Consider the following 14188-nt stretch of genomic DNA (forward strand, 5'->3'; position numbering starts at 1 on the left):
TCAGCGCTCGGCGGGGTCGGCGGTGCCGATCAGGATGCCGCGGGCGAGGGTGTGGAAGTGGCGGTTGAAGCCGAGGACCGCCGGTGTCGATCCGTCGGCGATGTCGAGTGTCGGCACATCCAGGGCGTCCACGACGAAGAAGTAGCGGTGCACGCCCGTTCCGGGCGGCGGTGCCGCACCGATGTAGCGCTCGCTGCGCTGCTCGTTGGGCAGGACGCGCGCCGTGCCGGGGAGGGAGGCGGCGGTGCCGTCCCCCGCAGGGAGCGACGTCGTGTCCGCAGGCAGGTCGAACGCCGCCCAGTGCCAGAAGCCCGAGCCGGTCGGGGCATCCGGATCGAAGCAACTGATCGCGATGCTGCGCGCGCCGGCCGGCGGCTGCGACCACTCCAGCGCGGGAGCGCGGTCCTCGCCGCCGCGGGCCGCGGACCACGCGAACAGCGGCAGGGGGCCGCCGGCGGTGAAATCGGGGCTGGTCAGCTCCAGCGGCGCGACCGGGCGCAGCTCGGCCAGTTCGGCATAGGGATCGAACGAGAACATGGGGCCTCCGGCATCCTTCGCTTCCTCCGTCACGATAGGCGACCAGGGCGGTCACGGCCAGGGGCCGCGCCCTACACTGGATGCCGTGACCCTCGATGCAGACCGCCAGTCCCTGCTCGCCCTCATCACGGATGAGGCGGTGTTCCACGGCGACTTCACCCTCTCCAGCGGCAAGAAGGCGACGTACTACGTCGACATGCGCAAGCTGACCCTCGATCACCGCGCCGCTCCCGCCATCGGACGCATCATGCTGGACCTCATCGCGGACCTCGACGTGACGGCCGTGGGCGGACTGACGCTCGGCGCCGACCCGATCGCGAACTCCGTCATGCACGCGTCCGTAGCGACGGACCGCCCCCTGGACGCCTTCGTCGTGCGCAAGGAGCCCAAGGACCACGGCCGCGGTCGTCAGATCGAGGGCGCGGATGTCTCGGGCAAGCGCGTCGTCGTCCTGGAGGACACCTCCACCACCGGACAGTCCGCGCTCAAGGCTGTGGAGGCGCTGCGCCGGGAGGGCGCGGAGGTCGTCGCCGTCGCCGTGATCGTCGACCGCAAGACCGGTGCGCAGGCCGCGATCGAGGAGGCGGGCCTCGAGTGGCGCGCCGCGTTCGATCTCGACGACCTCGGACTCGACCCGCAGTGACCCGGTACGCGCTGGCCGTCGACGTCGGCGGCACGAAGATGGAGGCCGCGCTCGTCGCCGACGACGGCGCCCTCGTGCGGGGAAGCCGCAGCCGCCGCGCGACGGGCCGCGATGCGACGCCCGCGTCGCTCGACGACGCGATCGCAACGGTGATCGCCCACGCGATCTCCCGCCTCCCCGACGGCGCGGAGCTCGTCGGAGCCGGCATCGGCAGCGCCGGCCCGATCGACCGCAACGCCGGGCAGATCCTCCCCGTGAACATGCCGCAGGTGCGCGGCTACGGTCTCGCCGCGGCCGTGAAGAACACGGCATCCCGCCTCCTGGGACGCGACGTTTCCACGGTGTTCGGTCACGACGGCGGGGCGCTGGCGCTCGCCGAATCCTGGCTCGGAGCGACCCGCGACGCGCGGGCGTCGCTCTCGATCGTCGTGTCGACAGGGGTCGGCGGAGGGTTCGTCGTGAACGGCGCGTACATCCCCGGTGCCACGGGCAACGCCGGACACCTCGGGCAGGTCCGCCGCGAGGGCGGGCTCACGCTGGAGGAGATCGCCTCCGGGCCGGCCAGTGCGGCGTGGGCGCAGACCCAGGGCTGGACTGGAGCGACGGGAGAGGACCTCGCCCGCGACGCCGCAGCCGGAGACGCCACCGCACGGGCCGCGATCGAGCGGTCGGCGACGGCGGTCGGCCAGGCGCTCGCGGATGCCGCGACGCTCGTCGACCTCGACATCGTCGCGATCGGCGGCGGGTTCTCCCGCGTCTCCGACGACTACATCGACCTCGTCCAGGCCGCCCTCACCGGCAGCGCCGCGCACGAGTACTCCCGCCGTACGCGCGTCGTGCGCTCGGGGCTCGGCGACGAGGGGCCGCTCATCGGCGCCGCCGCATTCGTGCTGCGTTAGTCAGCGCGCGGGAGCGTAGGAACGGCGCTGTGCAGAGCGTCTCAGCCGCCGACCGGGGTCCAGGCGCTTCCGGCCGCGGAACTGCGCTCCACGGCATCCAGAACGCGCTGCACGTGCAGCGCGTCGGCGAACGACGGCCGGGGCTGGGTCCCGTCGGAGACGGCCTGGACGAAGTCGACCACCTGGTGACTGAAGCCGTGCTCATAGCCGAGCATGTGGCCGGTCGGCCACCAGGACCCGGTGTACGGGTGCTCGTGCTCGGTGACGAGGATGCGCCGGAATCCCTGTTCGAGTTCCGGTGACGTGGCGTCGTAGAACTCGAGCTCGTTCATGCGCTCCATGTCGAAGGACAGTGCGCCGAGGGAACCGGAGATCTCGAACCGGAAAGCGTTCTTGCGGCCGGTGCGGAAGCGCGTCGCCTCGAACGATCCGAGCGCGCCGTTCTCGAAGCGGCCGTGGAACAGGGCGACGTCGTCCACCGTGACCGGGCCGCGTTCGGCCGAAGCCGTCCCGCTGAGCCCGACTCCCTCGCCGAGCAGCGGGCGCTCGGGGACGATCGTCTCGAGCACGCCCGACACGCTCGAGAGCCGGATGCCTGTGACGTACTCGACCATGTCGATCGCGTGCGCGCCGATGTCGCCGAGCGAGCCCGATCCGGCACGCTCCTTCTGCAGGCGCCAGGTCAGCGGAGCCTCGGCGTCCGTCAGCCAGTCCTGCAGGTACTCGGCCCTGATCTGGCGGATCTCGCCCAGGCGCCCGTCGGCGACCAGCCGGCGAGCGAACACGGCGGCCGGGACGCGGCGGTACGTGAAGCCGACCATCGACCGGATGCCGCTTGCGGCCGCGTCCTCGGCGGCGGCGGTCATCTCCTCGGCCTCGGCGACGCTGTTGGCGAGCGGCTTCTCGCAGATCACGTGCTTGCCGGCGCGCAGCGCCGCCAGGGCGATCTCGGCGTGCGTGTCACCCGGGGTGACGATGTCGACGACGTCCACGTCCTCGCGCTGCACGGCGTCCTGCCAGTCGGTCGACGTCTGCGACCAGCCCCATTGCGCCGCGGCGGCTTCGGTCTTCGCGGCATCCCTGCCCACGAGCAGATGCATCTCGGGGCGGAGAGGCAGATCGAAGAATCGCGGAGCCGTCCGCCATCCCTGAGAATGGGCTGCTCCCATGAATCCGTGACCGATCATCGCGACGCGCATGACTCATTGTCTCCTTCGACGGGTTCCCCTTAAAAGTTGTTTCTGGCAACATATATCGTGGACGACGCGATGTCCAGATCGGCGTCGATCGGCAGAAGGAGAACTGTGAGCAGCACGCGTTCAGCCCTCATCGTGCGCGGAGGATGGGACGGGCATCATCCCGTCGAGGCGACGGACCTGTTCGTCCCGTTCCTGAAGGACAGCGGATACGACGTCAGGATCGAGGACGGCCCGGCCGTGTACGCGGATGCCGGGGTGATGGCGGGCGTGGACCTCATCGTGCAGAGCAACACCATGAGCACGATCGAGCACGACCAGCTGGTCGGCCTGCGCTCCGCGATCGAGGCCGGCACCGGTATGGCGGGATGGCACGGCGGCATCGCCGACTCGTACCGCAGCAGCTCGGACTACCTGCAGCTCATCGGCGGCCAGTTCGCGACGCATCCGGGACGGCATCCCGACGAGCGCCCCGGGGGCGAGCGCGACAACTACCTGCGCTACACCGTGGAGGTGACCGACCTCGGCCGATCCCACGAGATCATGGCCGGCATCGAGGACTTCGAACTGGAGACCGAGCAGTACTGGGTGCTGCACGACGACCTCATCGACGTTCTGGCCACGACGACGCACCCCGTGCAGCCGTACCATCCGTGGCACCGTCCGATCGTCTCGCCGGCCGTGTGGACGCGGCTGTGGGGCGAGGGGCGCATCTTCGTCGCGACCCCCGGGCACTCGGTCGACATCCTGCAGGACCCGAACGTCCGGACGATCATCGAGCGGGGGATGCTGTGGGCGAGCCGGTGACGTCGCTGAAGGTCGGGATCATCGGATGCGGAAACATCGCCGCTCAGTACCTCGACACCTTCTCCCGGCTGAGCAGCGTCGAGCTCGTCGCGGTCGCTGACCTCGTTCCCGAGCGCGCCGCCGAGGTCGCGGCGCGCGTGCCCGGCGTGCGTGCGCTCGGTATCGACGAACTGCTCGCGGATCCCGACGTCCAGCTCGTCGTGAACCTGACGATCCCCGCCGCGCACGCGGAGGTCGCCCAGCGCGTGATCGCGGCCGGCAAGGACGTCTACACCGAGAAGCCGCTGACCGCGGACATCCCGTCGGCCGTCGCCCTGCTCGACGCGGCCGCCGCCGCGGGGGTCTGGGTCGGGAGCGCGCCGGACACGGTTCTCGGCACCGGCGTCCAGACCGCGCGCAAGGCGATCGACGACGGGCTCGTGGGCCGGCCGATCTCCGCGACCGCCACCATGATGACGCCGGGTCATGAGCGCTGGCATCCCCATCCGGACTTCTACTACCTGCCCGGCGGAGGGCCGCTGCTGGACATGGGACCGTACTACGTGTCGGCGCTGATCCAGCTGCTGGGGCCGGTCGTGAGCGTGCTCGGGGCGGCGAGCCGTACGCGGAACACGCGCATGATCGGTTCGGGGGCGCGATCCGGTGAGAGCATCCCCGTCGAGGTCGCGACGCACGTCACCGGGGTGCTCACGCATGCCTCCGGCGCCCTGTCGACGCTGGTGATGTCGTTCGACGCCGTCGCCACGAAGGCCTCGAGCATCGAGGTGCACGGCGAGCAGGGGTCGCTCGTCGTCCCCGACCCGAACAACTTCGCCGGAGACGTGCAGCTGAAGGCGCTGGGTGATGAGGGGTGGACGACGCTCCCGGTCTCGGCCGGCTACGCGGACGCCGGTCGCGGCGTCGGAATCCACGACCGCGCCGTGACGGGGGCGGACGGAGCGCGCGCGTCGGGCGCGGTGGGATTCCACTCGCTGGAGGTCATGCTGTCGGTGCTGCGCTCGGCGGAGGAAGGCCGGTCGGTGGCCATCGAGAGCACGTGCGACCGGCCGGCTCCCGTGCCGCTGTCGGAGATCTGACGCGGGCGGCGGAGATCCTGTCCGGGCGGCGTCAGTCGCCCGGACGAACCCGCACCAGCGTCGCCCCCGGCTGCATCTCGCAGGCGAGCAGGACGGCCGGCGGCTCAGCGCCCGCGTTCTCGATGCGCTCGATGATCGCGTCGACTCCCAGTCTCCCGAGCTCTTCGCCCGGGGTGCGCATGAAGCTCAGCGGCGGGTCCGCCATCCCGGCCATGTTGGCCGACGAGCCGATCGAGATGATCGACACGTCGTCGGGGACGCGGCGGCCGGCATCCCGCAGGCCCATCACGATGCCCGGAGCGGCATGCTCGTTCATGACGACGAGCGCCGTCAGCTCCGGGTGCTCGGTGATCAGCGTCCGCCCGAGTCGTCGTCCGTCCAGCGAGTTCTCCGCGCACGGCACGATCAGGGGCTTTCTGACACCGCGCCGGGCCATCTCGGTGCGGAAGCAGGCGCGTGAGCGCTCGGCCGCACCGTGGTCCTCGAGGTGCAGGTCTCCCCAGTTGCCGGTGACGAAGGCGATCCGCCGGTGTCCGAGCCCGTCGAGCGCTGCGACCGCCTCCGACATGGAGGCCTCGAAATCGACGTCGACGAACGTGAGTCCTGCGGTGTCCCTGGTGCGGCCGATGAGGGCGAACGGCGTGGTCCCCGGCCGCAGCGCCTCGACGCGGGCGTCCTCCAGTTGGACCTCCATGAGCAGCACGCCGTCGACGAGACCCGTGTTCGCCAGTGCGGCGGCCTCGCCCGCGTCATTGCTGATCGGCCACAGCACGAGGTTGCGCCCCAGCTCCTGGGCGCGGGCGGCCGCGCTGGTGAAGAAGCCCATCACGGAGCCCGTCGCCGGCCGCTGCAGCGCCGGATACAGCAGCGCGATGATGTTCGTCCGCCCGCGTGCGAGCGCGGCGCCCACCGGATTTCGCCGGTAGCCGAGCTCTCGCATGGCGGTCTCGACGCGCTCGCGGGTGGCCGCCGAGATGGGCTTCGCGCCGCTCAGCACGAAGGACACCGTCGCGATCGAGACGCCCGCGCGCTTCGCGACGTCGTTCATGGTGACCATCGGGCTCCCCTTCGGCCGAACTTGTTGACAACAACAACTTATCGATCCATACTCGTTCCCACCGAGAGTTTAAACGCTTTAACGATGGCCGTCCGAGGGCGCACCGAAGCCCCGCACGGTTCCATCCGCTGTACCCGCATCTCATACGAAGGAGTCAATGATGCGCACTCGACGCAAGCTGCTCACGGCCGCCGCCGCTCTCACCGTCGTCCCGCTCGCCCTCGCCGGCTGCAGCGGCAGCGGCGCGGGAGGATCGTCAGGTGGGGACCCGAAGACCATCACGATCCTCGACTACTACAACAACGAACCCGACAAGGGACTGGTCCAGGAGCTCCTCGACCAGTGCGCCGCCGACCTCGGTCTCACCATCGAACGAGAGTCGGTGCCGGGCAAGGACCTCATCCAGAAGGTTCTGCAGCGTGCGTCCTCCAAGACGCTGCCCGACGTGCTCATGCTCGACAACCCCGACGTCCAGGAGATCGCGGCCAGCGGGGCCCTCGCACCGCTGAGCGACTTCGACGTGGACACGTCCGGGTACATCGACGGCATCATCGAGGCGGCGACCTACGAGGGCGAGGTGTACGGCCTCGCGCCGGCCGTGAACACGCTGGGTCTGTTCTACAACGTCGACATCCTCGAGGCTGCGGGCATCGAGCCGCCGACGACGTGGGCGGAGCTGAAGGAGGCCGCGGCCGCCCTGACCGTCGGAGACCAGTACGGGATGGCCTTCTCCGCCATCGCGACCTACGAGGGGACCTGGCAGTTCCTGCCGTTCATGTGGACGAACGGCGGGGAGGAGACCGACCTGCAGACTCCTGAGAACGCCGAAGCCCTGCAGCTGTGGGTCGACCTCGTGAACGACGGCTCCGCGTCTCAGAGCGTCGTCAACTGGAGCCAGGGCGACGTCAAGGACCAGTTCGCCGCAGGCAAGGCGGCGATGATGATCAACGGCCCGTGGAACATTCCCGCCCTCAACGAGACCGACGTGAACTGGGCGACCGTGCAGGTGCCCGTGAACGAGGAAGGCCAGACGCCCGTCGCGCCGCTGGGAGGCGAGGTGTGGACGGTTCCCCAGACGGGGGATGCCGAGAAGCAGGCGAACGCGGCGGAGTTCGTGCAGTGCATGGGCAGCGACGAGATCGCCCTCCAGGCGGCGGAGACGCGCTTCACGGTCCCGACCCGCGCCGACGTGATCCCGGAGTTCACGGAGAAGGTGCCGACGATGGCGGCGTTCGCCGAACAGGTCGTCAATGCGCGCTCGCGCACGGGCCAGCTCGGCGAGGAATGGCCGACGCAGGCGACCGTCATCTACAACGCCATCCAGCTCGCGCTGACCGGCAAGGCGACGCCCGACGAGGCGTTCGAGCAGGCCGCCGAGGGCTGAGCCCGAATCCGACGCCCCGCGGCGGCGCTCCTGCGTCGCCGCGGGCATCCGGAAGGGAGATCGAGATGACGACCACAGCCACCGCGGAACCCCGAGCCGCCACCGCCGCACCGCCGTCGACGCCGCGTCGGCGCCGCATCCGCCGCGAGAGCCTCGTCAAGGCGCTGTTCGTGGTGCCCGCCGCCCTCTACATCGTGCTGTTCTTCGGCTACCCGGTCGTGAAGAACCTCACGATGAGCTTCCAGGAGTACACGACCAGGACCTTCTTCACCGGCGAGGCCCCGTGGGTGGGCCTGCAGAACTACATCACGGTCGTCAGCAGCAACCTGTTCTGGCCCGCGATGACGAACACGGCGCTGTTCACGATCGGCTCGATCGCCGGGCAGTTCGTGATCGGGCTCGCGCTCGCAGTCTTCTTCCACCGTCGCTTCCCGCTCAGCGGGTTCCTTCGGGCGATGCTGCTGCTGCCCTGGCTGCTCCCCCTGATCGTCGCCAGCGCCACATGGCGTTCGATCCTGGATCAGGACAGCGGGATCCTGAACGCGTTCCTCGCCCAACTGGGCATCGGCGCCGTTCCCTGGCTGACCAGCCCGGATGTCGCGCTGCTGAGCGTCATCCTGGTGAACATCTGGATCGGCATACCGTTCAACGTGACCATCCTGTACGGCGGCCTGCAGGACATCCCCGAAGAGCTGTACGAGGCGGCGTCCCTGGACGGGGCGACCGGCTGGAAGGCGTTCTGGCACATCACGCTGCCCAACCTGCGTCCGGTCATCAACGTCGTGCTCGTGCTCGGGGTCGTCTACACCCTGAAGGTCATCGACATCATCCTCGGCCTCACCGGCGGCGGTCCGGCCAACGCGACCCAGACCGTCGCCATCCGGTCGTACCAGACCTCGTTCATCGACTTCGAGTTCGGGGTCGGGGCCGCCTTCAGCAACATCCTGATCCTGATCTCCCTGGTCTTCGCCGTGGTGTATCTCCGCGGCAACCGCAAGGCCGTGGACGAGTAGAAGGGAATCGCACATGACCACCATGGCCATCGTCACCGGCGACGCCGCTGCCGCGCGTCGTGCGCAGCGCCGCTCCGGGAAGAACCTCGTCTACACGGTGCTGGGGATCGTCTTCCTCGCGATCATGCTCTTCCCCGTCTACTGGATGATCAACGCGTCCCTGCAGCCGTCGGGGAACACGCTCACCGCGACGCTCTTCCCGCTGAATCCCAGCTTCGCCGGGTACGAGAAGGCGATCGCGGATCAGGGCGCCAATCTGATCACGAGCCTGATCATCTCGATCGGCACGGTCATCCTGAGCCTCGCGATCGCGGCGCCCGCCGCATACGCTCTCGCGCAGTTCCGGTACCGCTGGATCAACGTCGCGCTGCTCGCCGTGCTGATCGCGCAGATGATCCCCGGCATCGTGATCGCGAACGCCCTGTACGCCGCGTACAACGACCTCGGCATCCTCAACACCATCCCCGGGCTCATCCTCGCCGACGCCACCTCGGCGATCCCGTTCTCGATCATGATCCTGCGCGCCTTCATGATGAGCGTGCCCGCATCGATCATCGAGGCGGCCCGCGTGGACGGCGCAGGCCACTTCCGGGCCTTCTGGTCGATCGTGCTGCCGGTCGCCAGGAACTCCCTCATCACGGCCGGTCTGTTCGCGTTCCTGTTCTCCTGGAGCGACTTCCTGTTCGCTCTCACCCTCACCACCACTGAGGACATCACTCCCGTGACGCTCGGCATCTACCAATACCTCGGCACGCAGGTGGCCAACTGGAGCGCCGTCATGGCCACCGCGGTGCTGTCGTCGATCCCGGCGATCCTGCTGCTCGTGCTCGCGCAGCGTTACATCGCGGCCGGAGCGACCGGAGGCGCCGTCAAATGACAGAAGAAACCACAGCAAGGAGCATCCATGACTGAGACAGCCACCCCCATCCGCGTCGTCGTGTGGGGCGAGAACCGCCACGAGCAGGTCGAGCAGAAGGTGCGCGACATCTACCCCGACGGCATGCACGCCACGATCAAGGAGGGCATCGAGGAGAACCTCGGCGCGCGGGCCGTCGTCACCACAGTGACGCTCGACGACCCCGAGCACGGTCTCACCGAGGAGCTGCTCGCGGGCACCGACGTGCTGGTCTGGTGGGGGCATGCCGCGCACTCCGAGGTCGCAGACGAGATCGTCGAGCGCGTGCACCGGCACGTGCTCGAGGGCATGGGACTGCTCGTCCTGCATTCCGGACACTGGTCGAAGATCTTCGGCAAGCTCATGGGCACCACCTGCACGCTGCGCTGGCGGTCCAAGGACGACCGCGAGATCGTGTGGACGGTGGATCCGACGCATCCGATCGCGCAGGGCATCCCGCACCCGTTCATCATCCCGGCGCAGGAGATGTACGGCGAGTTCTTCGACGTGCCCGCACCTGATGAGCTCGTGTTCCTGTCGACCTTCACGGGGGGCGAGGTGTTCCGCAGCGGCATGACGTACCGCCGCGGATTCGGCAGGATCTTCTACTTCAGCCCGGGGGACCAGGACTATCCCGTCTACCACCAGGCCGAGGTGCGCAAGGTCATCTCCAACGGCGTGGAGTGGGCCAGGACGCTGCGACCGGAGCGCACGATCCCCGTGCTCCTGCGCTACGAGCGCGAGGACTTCTACAACGGCCAGGGATATCAGGGGGCGATGCAGCGATGAGCTTCCGTGCCGTCGGCGGCGATCGGCCGCTGCGCCTCGTGCAGGTCGGCGCCGGAGGCATGGGCAGAGCATGGCTGCGCACGATCGCCGCCGACCCGGATGTCGAGCTGGTCGGCCTCGTGGACCTCGATCTGGACGCCGCCCGCGCGGCGCTCGACGATGCGCGCCTCTCCGGTGTCGAGATCGGACGCAGCACGGCGGAGGTCGCGAGGGCCGCGGCGGCGGACGCCGTCGTGAACGTCACGGTGCCGGAGGCGCATCTGGTGGTGAACACCGAGGCGCTGGATGCCGGGTTGCCCGTGCTGTGCGAGAAACCGGCCGCACCCACGGTCGCCACGGCCATGGTGCAGGCCGCGATCGCCGAGGCATCCGGAGAACTCCTCATGATCAGCCAGTCGCGACGCTATTTCCCCGCTCTTCACGCACTGCGCAGGGAGGTGAAGGGGCTCGGGGCGATCGGCACCGTGCGCACGGACTTCTTCAAGGCTCCGCACTTCGGCGGCTTCCGCGAGCGGATGCCGCACGTGCTGCTGGTGGACATGGCGATCCACGCGTTCGACGCCGCCCGCTTCCTCATCGACGCGGAGCCGGTGTCGGTGTACTGCGAGGAGTTCAATCCGGAGTGGAGCTGGTACGAGGGCGCGGCGAACGCGGCGGCGGTGTTCGAGTTCGACGGCGGCATCCGCTACGTGTACAACGGCAGCTGGTGCGCACCGGGGCTCGAGACGTCCTGGAACGGGTCATGGCGCGTCAGCGCAGCCCACGGGTCGGCGGAATGGGACGGCGACGGGCCGCCGGTCGTCCACCGGCCCGAGGCTGGGGGAGCCGTGCCGGTTCCGCTGGAGACGGGAGCCCAGGAGATCGCGGGGTCGCTCGCGGCCTTCGTCGCCGCACTGCGCACGGGCCGGCGTCCCGACGGTGCGGCGTCCGAGAACCTGCGCAGCCTCGCCATGGTGCAGGCGGCCGTGCAGTCGGCCGAGACCGGGCAGCGGGTGCGGATCGACGGCGTGATCGAGAAGGCGCGGCAGGAAGCGCTCGAGGCGACCGACCGCGACGATGTGCGGTCGGCGCTGCGCGCACGGGGCTGAAGGCTCGGAACGCGCCCGTCCGGCCCTCGGGCCGGGCGCCCGTTCTGTCAGGGGTCCTGACAAATCCGTCGTACGCTCGTAGGAGACGACGGAAGGACGGCGGATGCGCGTACTCGGACTGCTCTCGGGAACCTCGCACGATGGGATCGACGTCGCCGTGGTCGACTTCGCGGAGTCCGGGGGACGCCTTCAGGGCCGCGTGCTGCACGAGGACAGCATTCCCTACGCGCCGGAGCTGCGTGCGCGGCTGGTCGCGGCCCTCCCGCCCGCGCCGACCACGCTCGCTGAGGTCTGCGAACTGGACACCTTGATCGGTCAGGCCTTCGCCGAGGTCGCCGCGTCCGCCGCCGCGGCCGTCGGAGGAGTGGACGCGATCTGCAGCCACGGACAGACCGTGTTCCACTGGGTCGACGGCGACCACGCGCGCGGGACGCTGCAGATCGGCCAGCCGGCGTGGATCGCCGAGCGCGTCGGGGCCCCGGTCGTCTCGGACGTGCGCATCCGCGACATCACAGCGGGAGGACACGGTGCACCGCTGGTCTCGTTCCTCGACGAACTGCTGCTGAGGGGGCGGTCGGGTGTCTCGGCGGCGCTGAACCTCGGCGGGATCGCCAACATCACGGTCGTCGGAGACGGCGCGGTGTCGGCCTATGACATCGGCCCCGCGAACGCGCTGGTGGACGCCGTCGTGACGGCCGAGAGACTGAACGATCTCGGCTACGACGAGAACGCCGCCATCGCCCGGTCCGGCCGCGTCGATCGGGCGCTGCTCGATGCGCTGCTGGCCGACCCGTACTACGCGCTCGCCGCGCCCAAGAGCACAGGCAAGGAGCACTTCCACCTCGCCTACGTGCGTGAGGCCGTCGACGGTCAGGGGCGCGACATCCCGGTCGAGGACGTGGTGCGCACGCTCACGGAGCTGACGGTGCGCACCGTCGCTCAGGACGTTCGGCGAGCCGGCATCGGCTTCCTCGCCGTCTCGGGAGGCGGATGCCGGAACCCGCTCATCCTTGAGGGGCTGCGCGAGGCGCTCCCGGAGGTCGAGGTCGTCCTCGCGGATGAGCTGGGCGCGTCCGCCGACGCCAAGGAGGCGATCCTGTTCGCGCTCATCGGCTGGTGCACGATGCACGGCGTCCCCGCCGTCGTCCCCGGCGGGACGGGAGCGCGGGAGCCGCGCATCCTCGGGACCATCACGCCGGGCAGCGGGCCGCTGCGCATGCCGGAGCCGGTCGCGACGCTTCGCGGCCTGACCCTGGCCTGAGCCGCTCAGTCATCCGCCCTGTGGACGCGCGGTCGCCTCAGCGTCGGGGCTTGTCGTCGTCGTCCCAGGGGCCCTCGTACCACTCTCCGCGATCGTCGCGCTTGGGTCGGCGCAGCAGCTGCACCGCCAGGAGCGCGAGCGACGAGATCCCGATGAGGATCAGCACGAGGAAGAGCATGTCGCTCTGGTTCACGGCCGTCTCCCTTCCGCGGCATCCGCCACGATCTTCGCGATGCGGGCCGAGCGGGTCTCCGGCCGCTTCGCCATCGCGATGTGCGTCAGCCCGAGCTTCTTCACCGACTTCGGGAACGCGTCCCAGTGCTCGCGCGCGGCGGGGACGGCATCCAGTGCGGCCGCGAGCTCATCCGGCTCGATCCCGGCCTCCGGTCCGTCCAGCACGGTCCACGCGCCGTTCGCCTTCGCGACCTCGATCGCCCGGATGCCGGCGGGTGCCAGCATCCCCGCCTCATCGAGCTCGGCGATGCGGGCCTTGTTGGTCGCGGCCCAGCCGCTCGACGGCCGCCGTGGCGAGAACCACTGGCCGACCGTGTCGTCGTCGAAGGTGCGCACCGGGCCGTCGATCCAGCCGAAGCACAGCGCCTGCCGAACGGCGTCCTCGTAGCCGACGCCGTCGGTGCGCGTGCCCCGGACGCTCAGCAGCCACACGCCGTCCGGGCGGCCATGATGCTCCTCGAGCCAGGAGCGCCAGGCCGCGGCATCCGAAGCGCGGATGCGTTCCCCGTCGTCGAGGGCGCCCACGTCAGCCCTCGGGGAGCAGGTCCGCGACCGAGTTCACGACCTCGTCCGGGCGGAACGGGTACTTCTCGATCTCGGCCGTGTCGCTGATACCGGTGAGCACGAGGACGGTGTGCAGGCCCGCCTCGATGCCGGCGACGACGTCGGTGTCCATCCGGTCGCCGATCATGCCGGTGCGCTTGGAGTGGGCGCCGATCTTGTTCAGCGCCGAACGGAACATCATCGGGTTGGGCTTGCCGACGACGTAGGGCTCCTTGCCCGTCGCTTTCGTGATGAGGGCCGCGATCGCGCCGGTCGCCGGCAGCGGGCCGTCGGCGCTCGGCCCGGTCGCGTCGGGGTTCGTGACGATGAACCGCGCCCCGCCGTTGATGAGACGGATGGCCTTCGTGATGGCCTCGAACGAGTAGTTGCGGGTCTCGCCGACGACGACGAAATCCGGGGAGGTCTCGGTCATGACGAATCCGGCCTCGTGCAGGGCCGTGAGGATGCCGGCCTCGCCGATGACGAAGGCCGAGCCGCCGGGGACCTGCTGCTGGAGGAAGGATGCCGTGGCCAGCGCCGAGGTCCAGATGCGGTCCTCGGGCACGGTCAGACCGCTCGCGCGCAGGCGCGCGGAGAGGTCGCGGGCCGTGAAGATCGAGTTGTTGGTCAGCACGAGGTACGGGGTGCCGGAGGCCTCCCAGCCTGCGAGCAGCTCAGCGGCGCCCGGGATGGCGTCGTTCTCGTGGACGAGCACGCCGTCCATGTCGGTGAGCCAGCATTCGATCTCGGAGCGTTCTGCCATGAG

Annotated in this window: 16 protein-coding genes; 10 read left to right on the forward strand and 6 right to left on the reverse strand. The window is 69.8% G+C overall.

What is annotated here, in order from left to right; translation table 11 throughout:
* Positions 1 to 570, reverse strand: a complete 570-nt coding sequence (locus tag AC3RXZ_RS12360; RefSeq protein ID WP_243229323.1) for a YbhB/YbcL family Raf kinase inhibitor-like protein — start codon at positions 568 to 570, stop codon at positions 1 to 3.
* Between the two features lie 52 nt (positions 571 to 622).
* Here AC3RXZ_RS12360 and pyrE point away from each other — a divergent pair, with 52 nt between their 5' ends.
* A complete protein-coding gene (gene pyrE, locus AC3RXZ_RS12365; RefSeq protein ID WP_243229325.1) occupies positions 623 to 1180 on the forward strand; it encodes an orotate phosphoribosyltransferase in 558 nt (185 codons plus the stop codon).
* Positions 1177 to 2079 carry an ROK family protein gene (locus tag AC3RXZ_RS12370; protein WP_243229327.1) on the forward strand — a complete coding sequence of 301 codons (903 nt, stop codon included), beginning with the start codon at positions 1177 to 1179 and terminating at the stop codon, positions 2077 to 2079. The genes pyrE and AC3RXZ_RS12370 overlap by 4 nt, the downstream gene beginning before the upstream one ends.
* A gap of 41 nt (positions 2080 to 2120) precedes the next feature.
* Here AC3RXZ_RS12370 and AC3RXZ_RS12375 read toward each other — a convergent pair whose 3' ends face one another.
* Positions 2121 to 3266, reverse strand: coding sequence for a Gfo/Idh/MocA family protein (locus AC3RXZ_RS12375; RefSeq protein WP_491494363.1), 1146 nt, complete (start codon positions 3264 to 3266; stop codon positions 2121 to 2123).
* 117 nt (positions 3267 to 3383) lie between these two features.
* On the opposite strand from AC3RXZ_RS12375, the gene AC3RXZ_RS12380 reads away from it, so the two are divergent.
* Together AC3RXZ_RS12380 and AC3RXZ_RS12385 are read left to right on the forward strand one after the other, a co-directional pair.
* Positions 3384 to 4082, forward strand: coding sequence for a ThuA domain-containing protein (locus AC3RXZ_RS12380; RefSeq protein ID WP_374208979.1), 699 nt, complete (start codon positions 3384 to 3386; stop codon positions 4080 to 4082).
* Positions 4079 to 5158, forward strand: a complete 1080-nt coding sequence (locus AC3RXZ_RS12385; protein ID WP_491494231.1) for a Gfo/Idh/MocA family protein — start codon at positions 4079 to 4081, stop codon at positions 5156 to 5158. Before AC3RXZ_RS12380 ends, AC3RXZ_RS12385 begins: the two co-directional genes overlap by 4 nt.
* Before the next feature lie 31 nt (positions 5159 to 5189).
* Here AC3RXZ_RS12385 and AC3RXZ_RS12390 read toward each other — a convergent pair whose 3' ends face one another.
* Positions 5190 to 6215: a LacI family DNA-binding transcriptional regulator gene (locus AC3RXZ_RS12390; protein WP_243229333.1), complete on the reverse strand. Its 1026-nt coding sequence runs from the start codon at positions 6213 to 6215 to the stop codon at positions 5190 to 5192.
* 160 nt (positions 6216 to 6375) lie between these two features.
* Here AC3RXZ_RS12390 and AC3RXZ_RS12395 point away from each other — a divergent pair, with 160 nt between their 5' ends.
* The 6 genes from AC3RXZ_RS12395 to AC3RXZ_RS12420 all read left to right on the forward strand — a co-directional run bounded on the left by AC3RXZ_RS12395 (position 6376) and on the right by AC3RXZ_RS12420 (position 12645).
* Positions 6376 to 7599 carry a sugar ABC transporter substrate-binding protein gene (locus AC3RXZ_RS12395; protein ID WP_491494232.1) on the forward strand — a complete coding sequence of 408 codons (1224 nt, stop codon included), beginning with the start codon at positions 6376 to 6378 and terminating at the stop codon, positions 7597 to 7599.
* 65 nt (positions 7600 to 7664) lie between these two features.
* Positions 7665 to 8612 (forward strand): carbohydrate ABC transporter permease, encoded by a 948-nt coding sequence (locus tag AC3RXZ_RS12400; protein ID WP_243229336.1) that lies wholly within the window; start codon positions 7665 to 7667, stop codon positions 8610 to 8612.
* Between the two features lie 13 nt (positions 8613 to 8625).
* Positions 8626 to 9489, forward strand: coding sequence for a carbohydrate ABC transporter permease (locus tag AC3RXZ_RS12405; RefSeq protein WP_374208980.1), 864 nt, complete (start codon positions 8626 to 8628; stop codon positions 9487 to 9489).
* Positions 9490 to 9516: 27 nt separating this feature from the next.
* Positions 9517 to 10296, forward strand: coding sequence for a ThuA domain-containing protein (locus tag AC3RXZ_RS12410; protein WP_243229337.1), 780 nt, complete (start codon positions 9517 to 9519; stop codon positions 10294 to 10296).
* On the forward strand, positions 10293 to 11384 hold the full coding sequence (locus tag AC3RXZ_RS12415; protein WP_491494233.1) for a Gfo/Idh/MocA family protein: 1092 nt from the start codon (positions 10293 to 10295) through the stop codon (positions 11382 to 11384). Before AC3RXZ_RS12410 ends, AC3RXZ_RS12415 begins: the two co-directional genes overlap by 4 nt.
* A 103-nt stretch (positions 11385 to 11487) precedes the next feature.
* Positions 11488 to 12645 carry an anhydro-N-acetylmuramic acid kinase gene (locus AC3RXZ_RS12420; RefSeq protein ID WP_491494234.1) on the forward strand — a complete coding sequence of 386 codons (1158 nt, stop codon included), beginning with the start codon at positions 11488 to 11490 and terminating at the stop codon, positions 12643 to 12645.
* A 37-nt stretch (positions 12646 to 12682) separates the two neighbouring features.
* Here the strand turns inward: AC3RXZ_RS12420 and AC3RXZ_RS12425 are convergent, their stop codons facing one another.
* From AC3RXZ_RS12425 to AC3RXZ_RS12435, 3 genes are read right to left on the reverse strand one after another with little or no spacing between them, the layout of a single operon-like run.
* A complete protein-coding gene (locus AC3RXZ_RS12425; RefSeq protein WP_243229341.1) occupies positions 12683 to 12838 on the reverse strand; it encodes a hypothetical protein in 156 nt (51 codons plus the stop codon).
* On the reverse strand, positions 12835 to 13404 hold the full coding sequence (locus tag AC3RXZ_RS12430) for a YdeI/OmpD-associated family protein (protein WP_491494235.1): 570 nt from the start codon (positions 13402 to 13404) through the stop codon (positions 12835 to 12837). The genes AC3RXZ_RS12425 and AC3RXZ_RS12430 overlap by 4 nt, the downstream gene beginning before the upstream one ends.
* Before the next feature lies 1 nt (position 13405).
* Complete coding sequence (locus tag AC3RXZ_RS12435) at positions 13406 to 14185, reverse strand: HAD-IIA family hydrolase (protein WP_243229344.1); 780 nt, start codon at positions 14183 to 14185, stop codon at positions 13406 to 13408.
* Positions 14186 to 14188 lie beyond the last annotated feature (3 nt).

The sequence above is a fragment of the Microbacterium cucumeris genome, from assembly GCF_058349845.2.

What these genes read in the sequence shown, in the direction of transcription:
- AC3RXZ_RS12375 (WP_491494363.1), bottom strand. Translation starts at nt 3,266, where the DNA reads ATGATCGGTCACGGATTCATGGGAGCAGCCCATTCTCAGGGATGGCGG.
- AC3RXZ_RS12405 (WP_374208980.1), top strand. Translation starts at nt 8,626, where the DNA reads ATGACCACCATGGCCATCGTCACCGGCGACGCCGCTGCCGCGCGTCGT.
- AC3RXZ_RS12410 (WP_243229337.1), top strand. Translation starts at nt 9,517, where the DNA reads ATGACTGAGACAGCCACCCCCATCCGCGTCGTCGTGTGGGGCGAGAAC.
- AC3RXZ_RS12390 (WP_243229333.1), bottom strand. Translation starts at nt 6,215, where the DNA reads ATGGTCACCATGAACGACGTCGCGAAGCGCGCGGGCGTCTCGATCGCG.
- AC3RXZ_RS12420 (WP_491494234.1), top strand. Translation starts at nt 11,488, where the DNA reads ATGCGCGTACTCGGACTGCTCTCGGGAACCTCGCACGATGGGATCGAC.
- AC3RXZ_RS12395 (WP_491494232.1), top strand. Translation starts at nt 6,376, where the DNA reads ATGCGCACTCGACGCAAGCTGCTCACGGCCGCCGCCGCTCTCACCGTC.
- AC3RXZ_RS12400 (WP_243229336.1), top strand. Translation starts at nt 7,665, where the DNA reads ATGACGACCACAGCCACCGCGGAACCCCGAGCCGCCACCGCCGCACCG.
- AC3RXZ_RS12415 (WP_491494233.1), top strand. Translation starts at nt 10,293, where the DNA reads ATGAGCTTCCGTGCCGTCGGCGGCGATCGGCCGCTGCGCCTCGTGCAG.
- AC3RXZ_RS12435 (WP_243229344.1), bottom strand. Translation starts at nt 14,185, where the DNA reads ATGGCAGAACGCTCCGAGATCGAATGCTGGCTCACCGACATGGACGGC.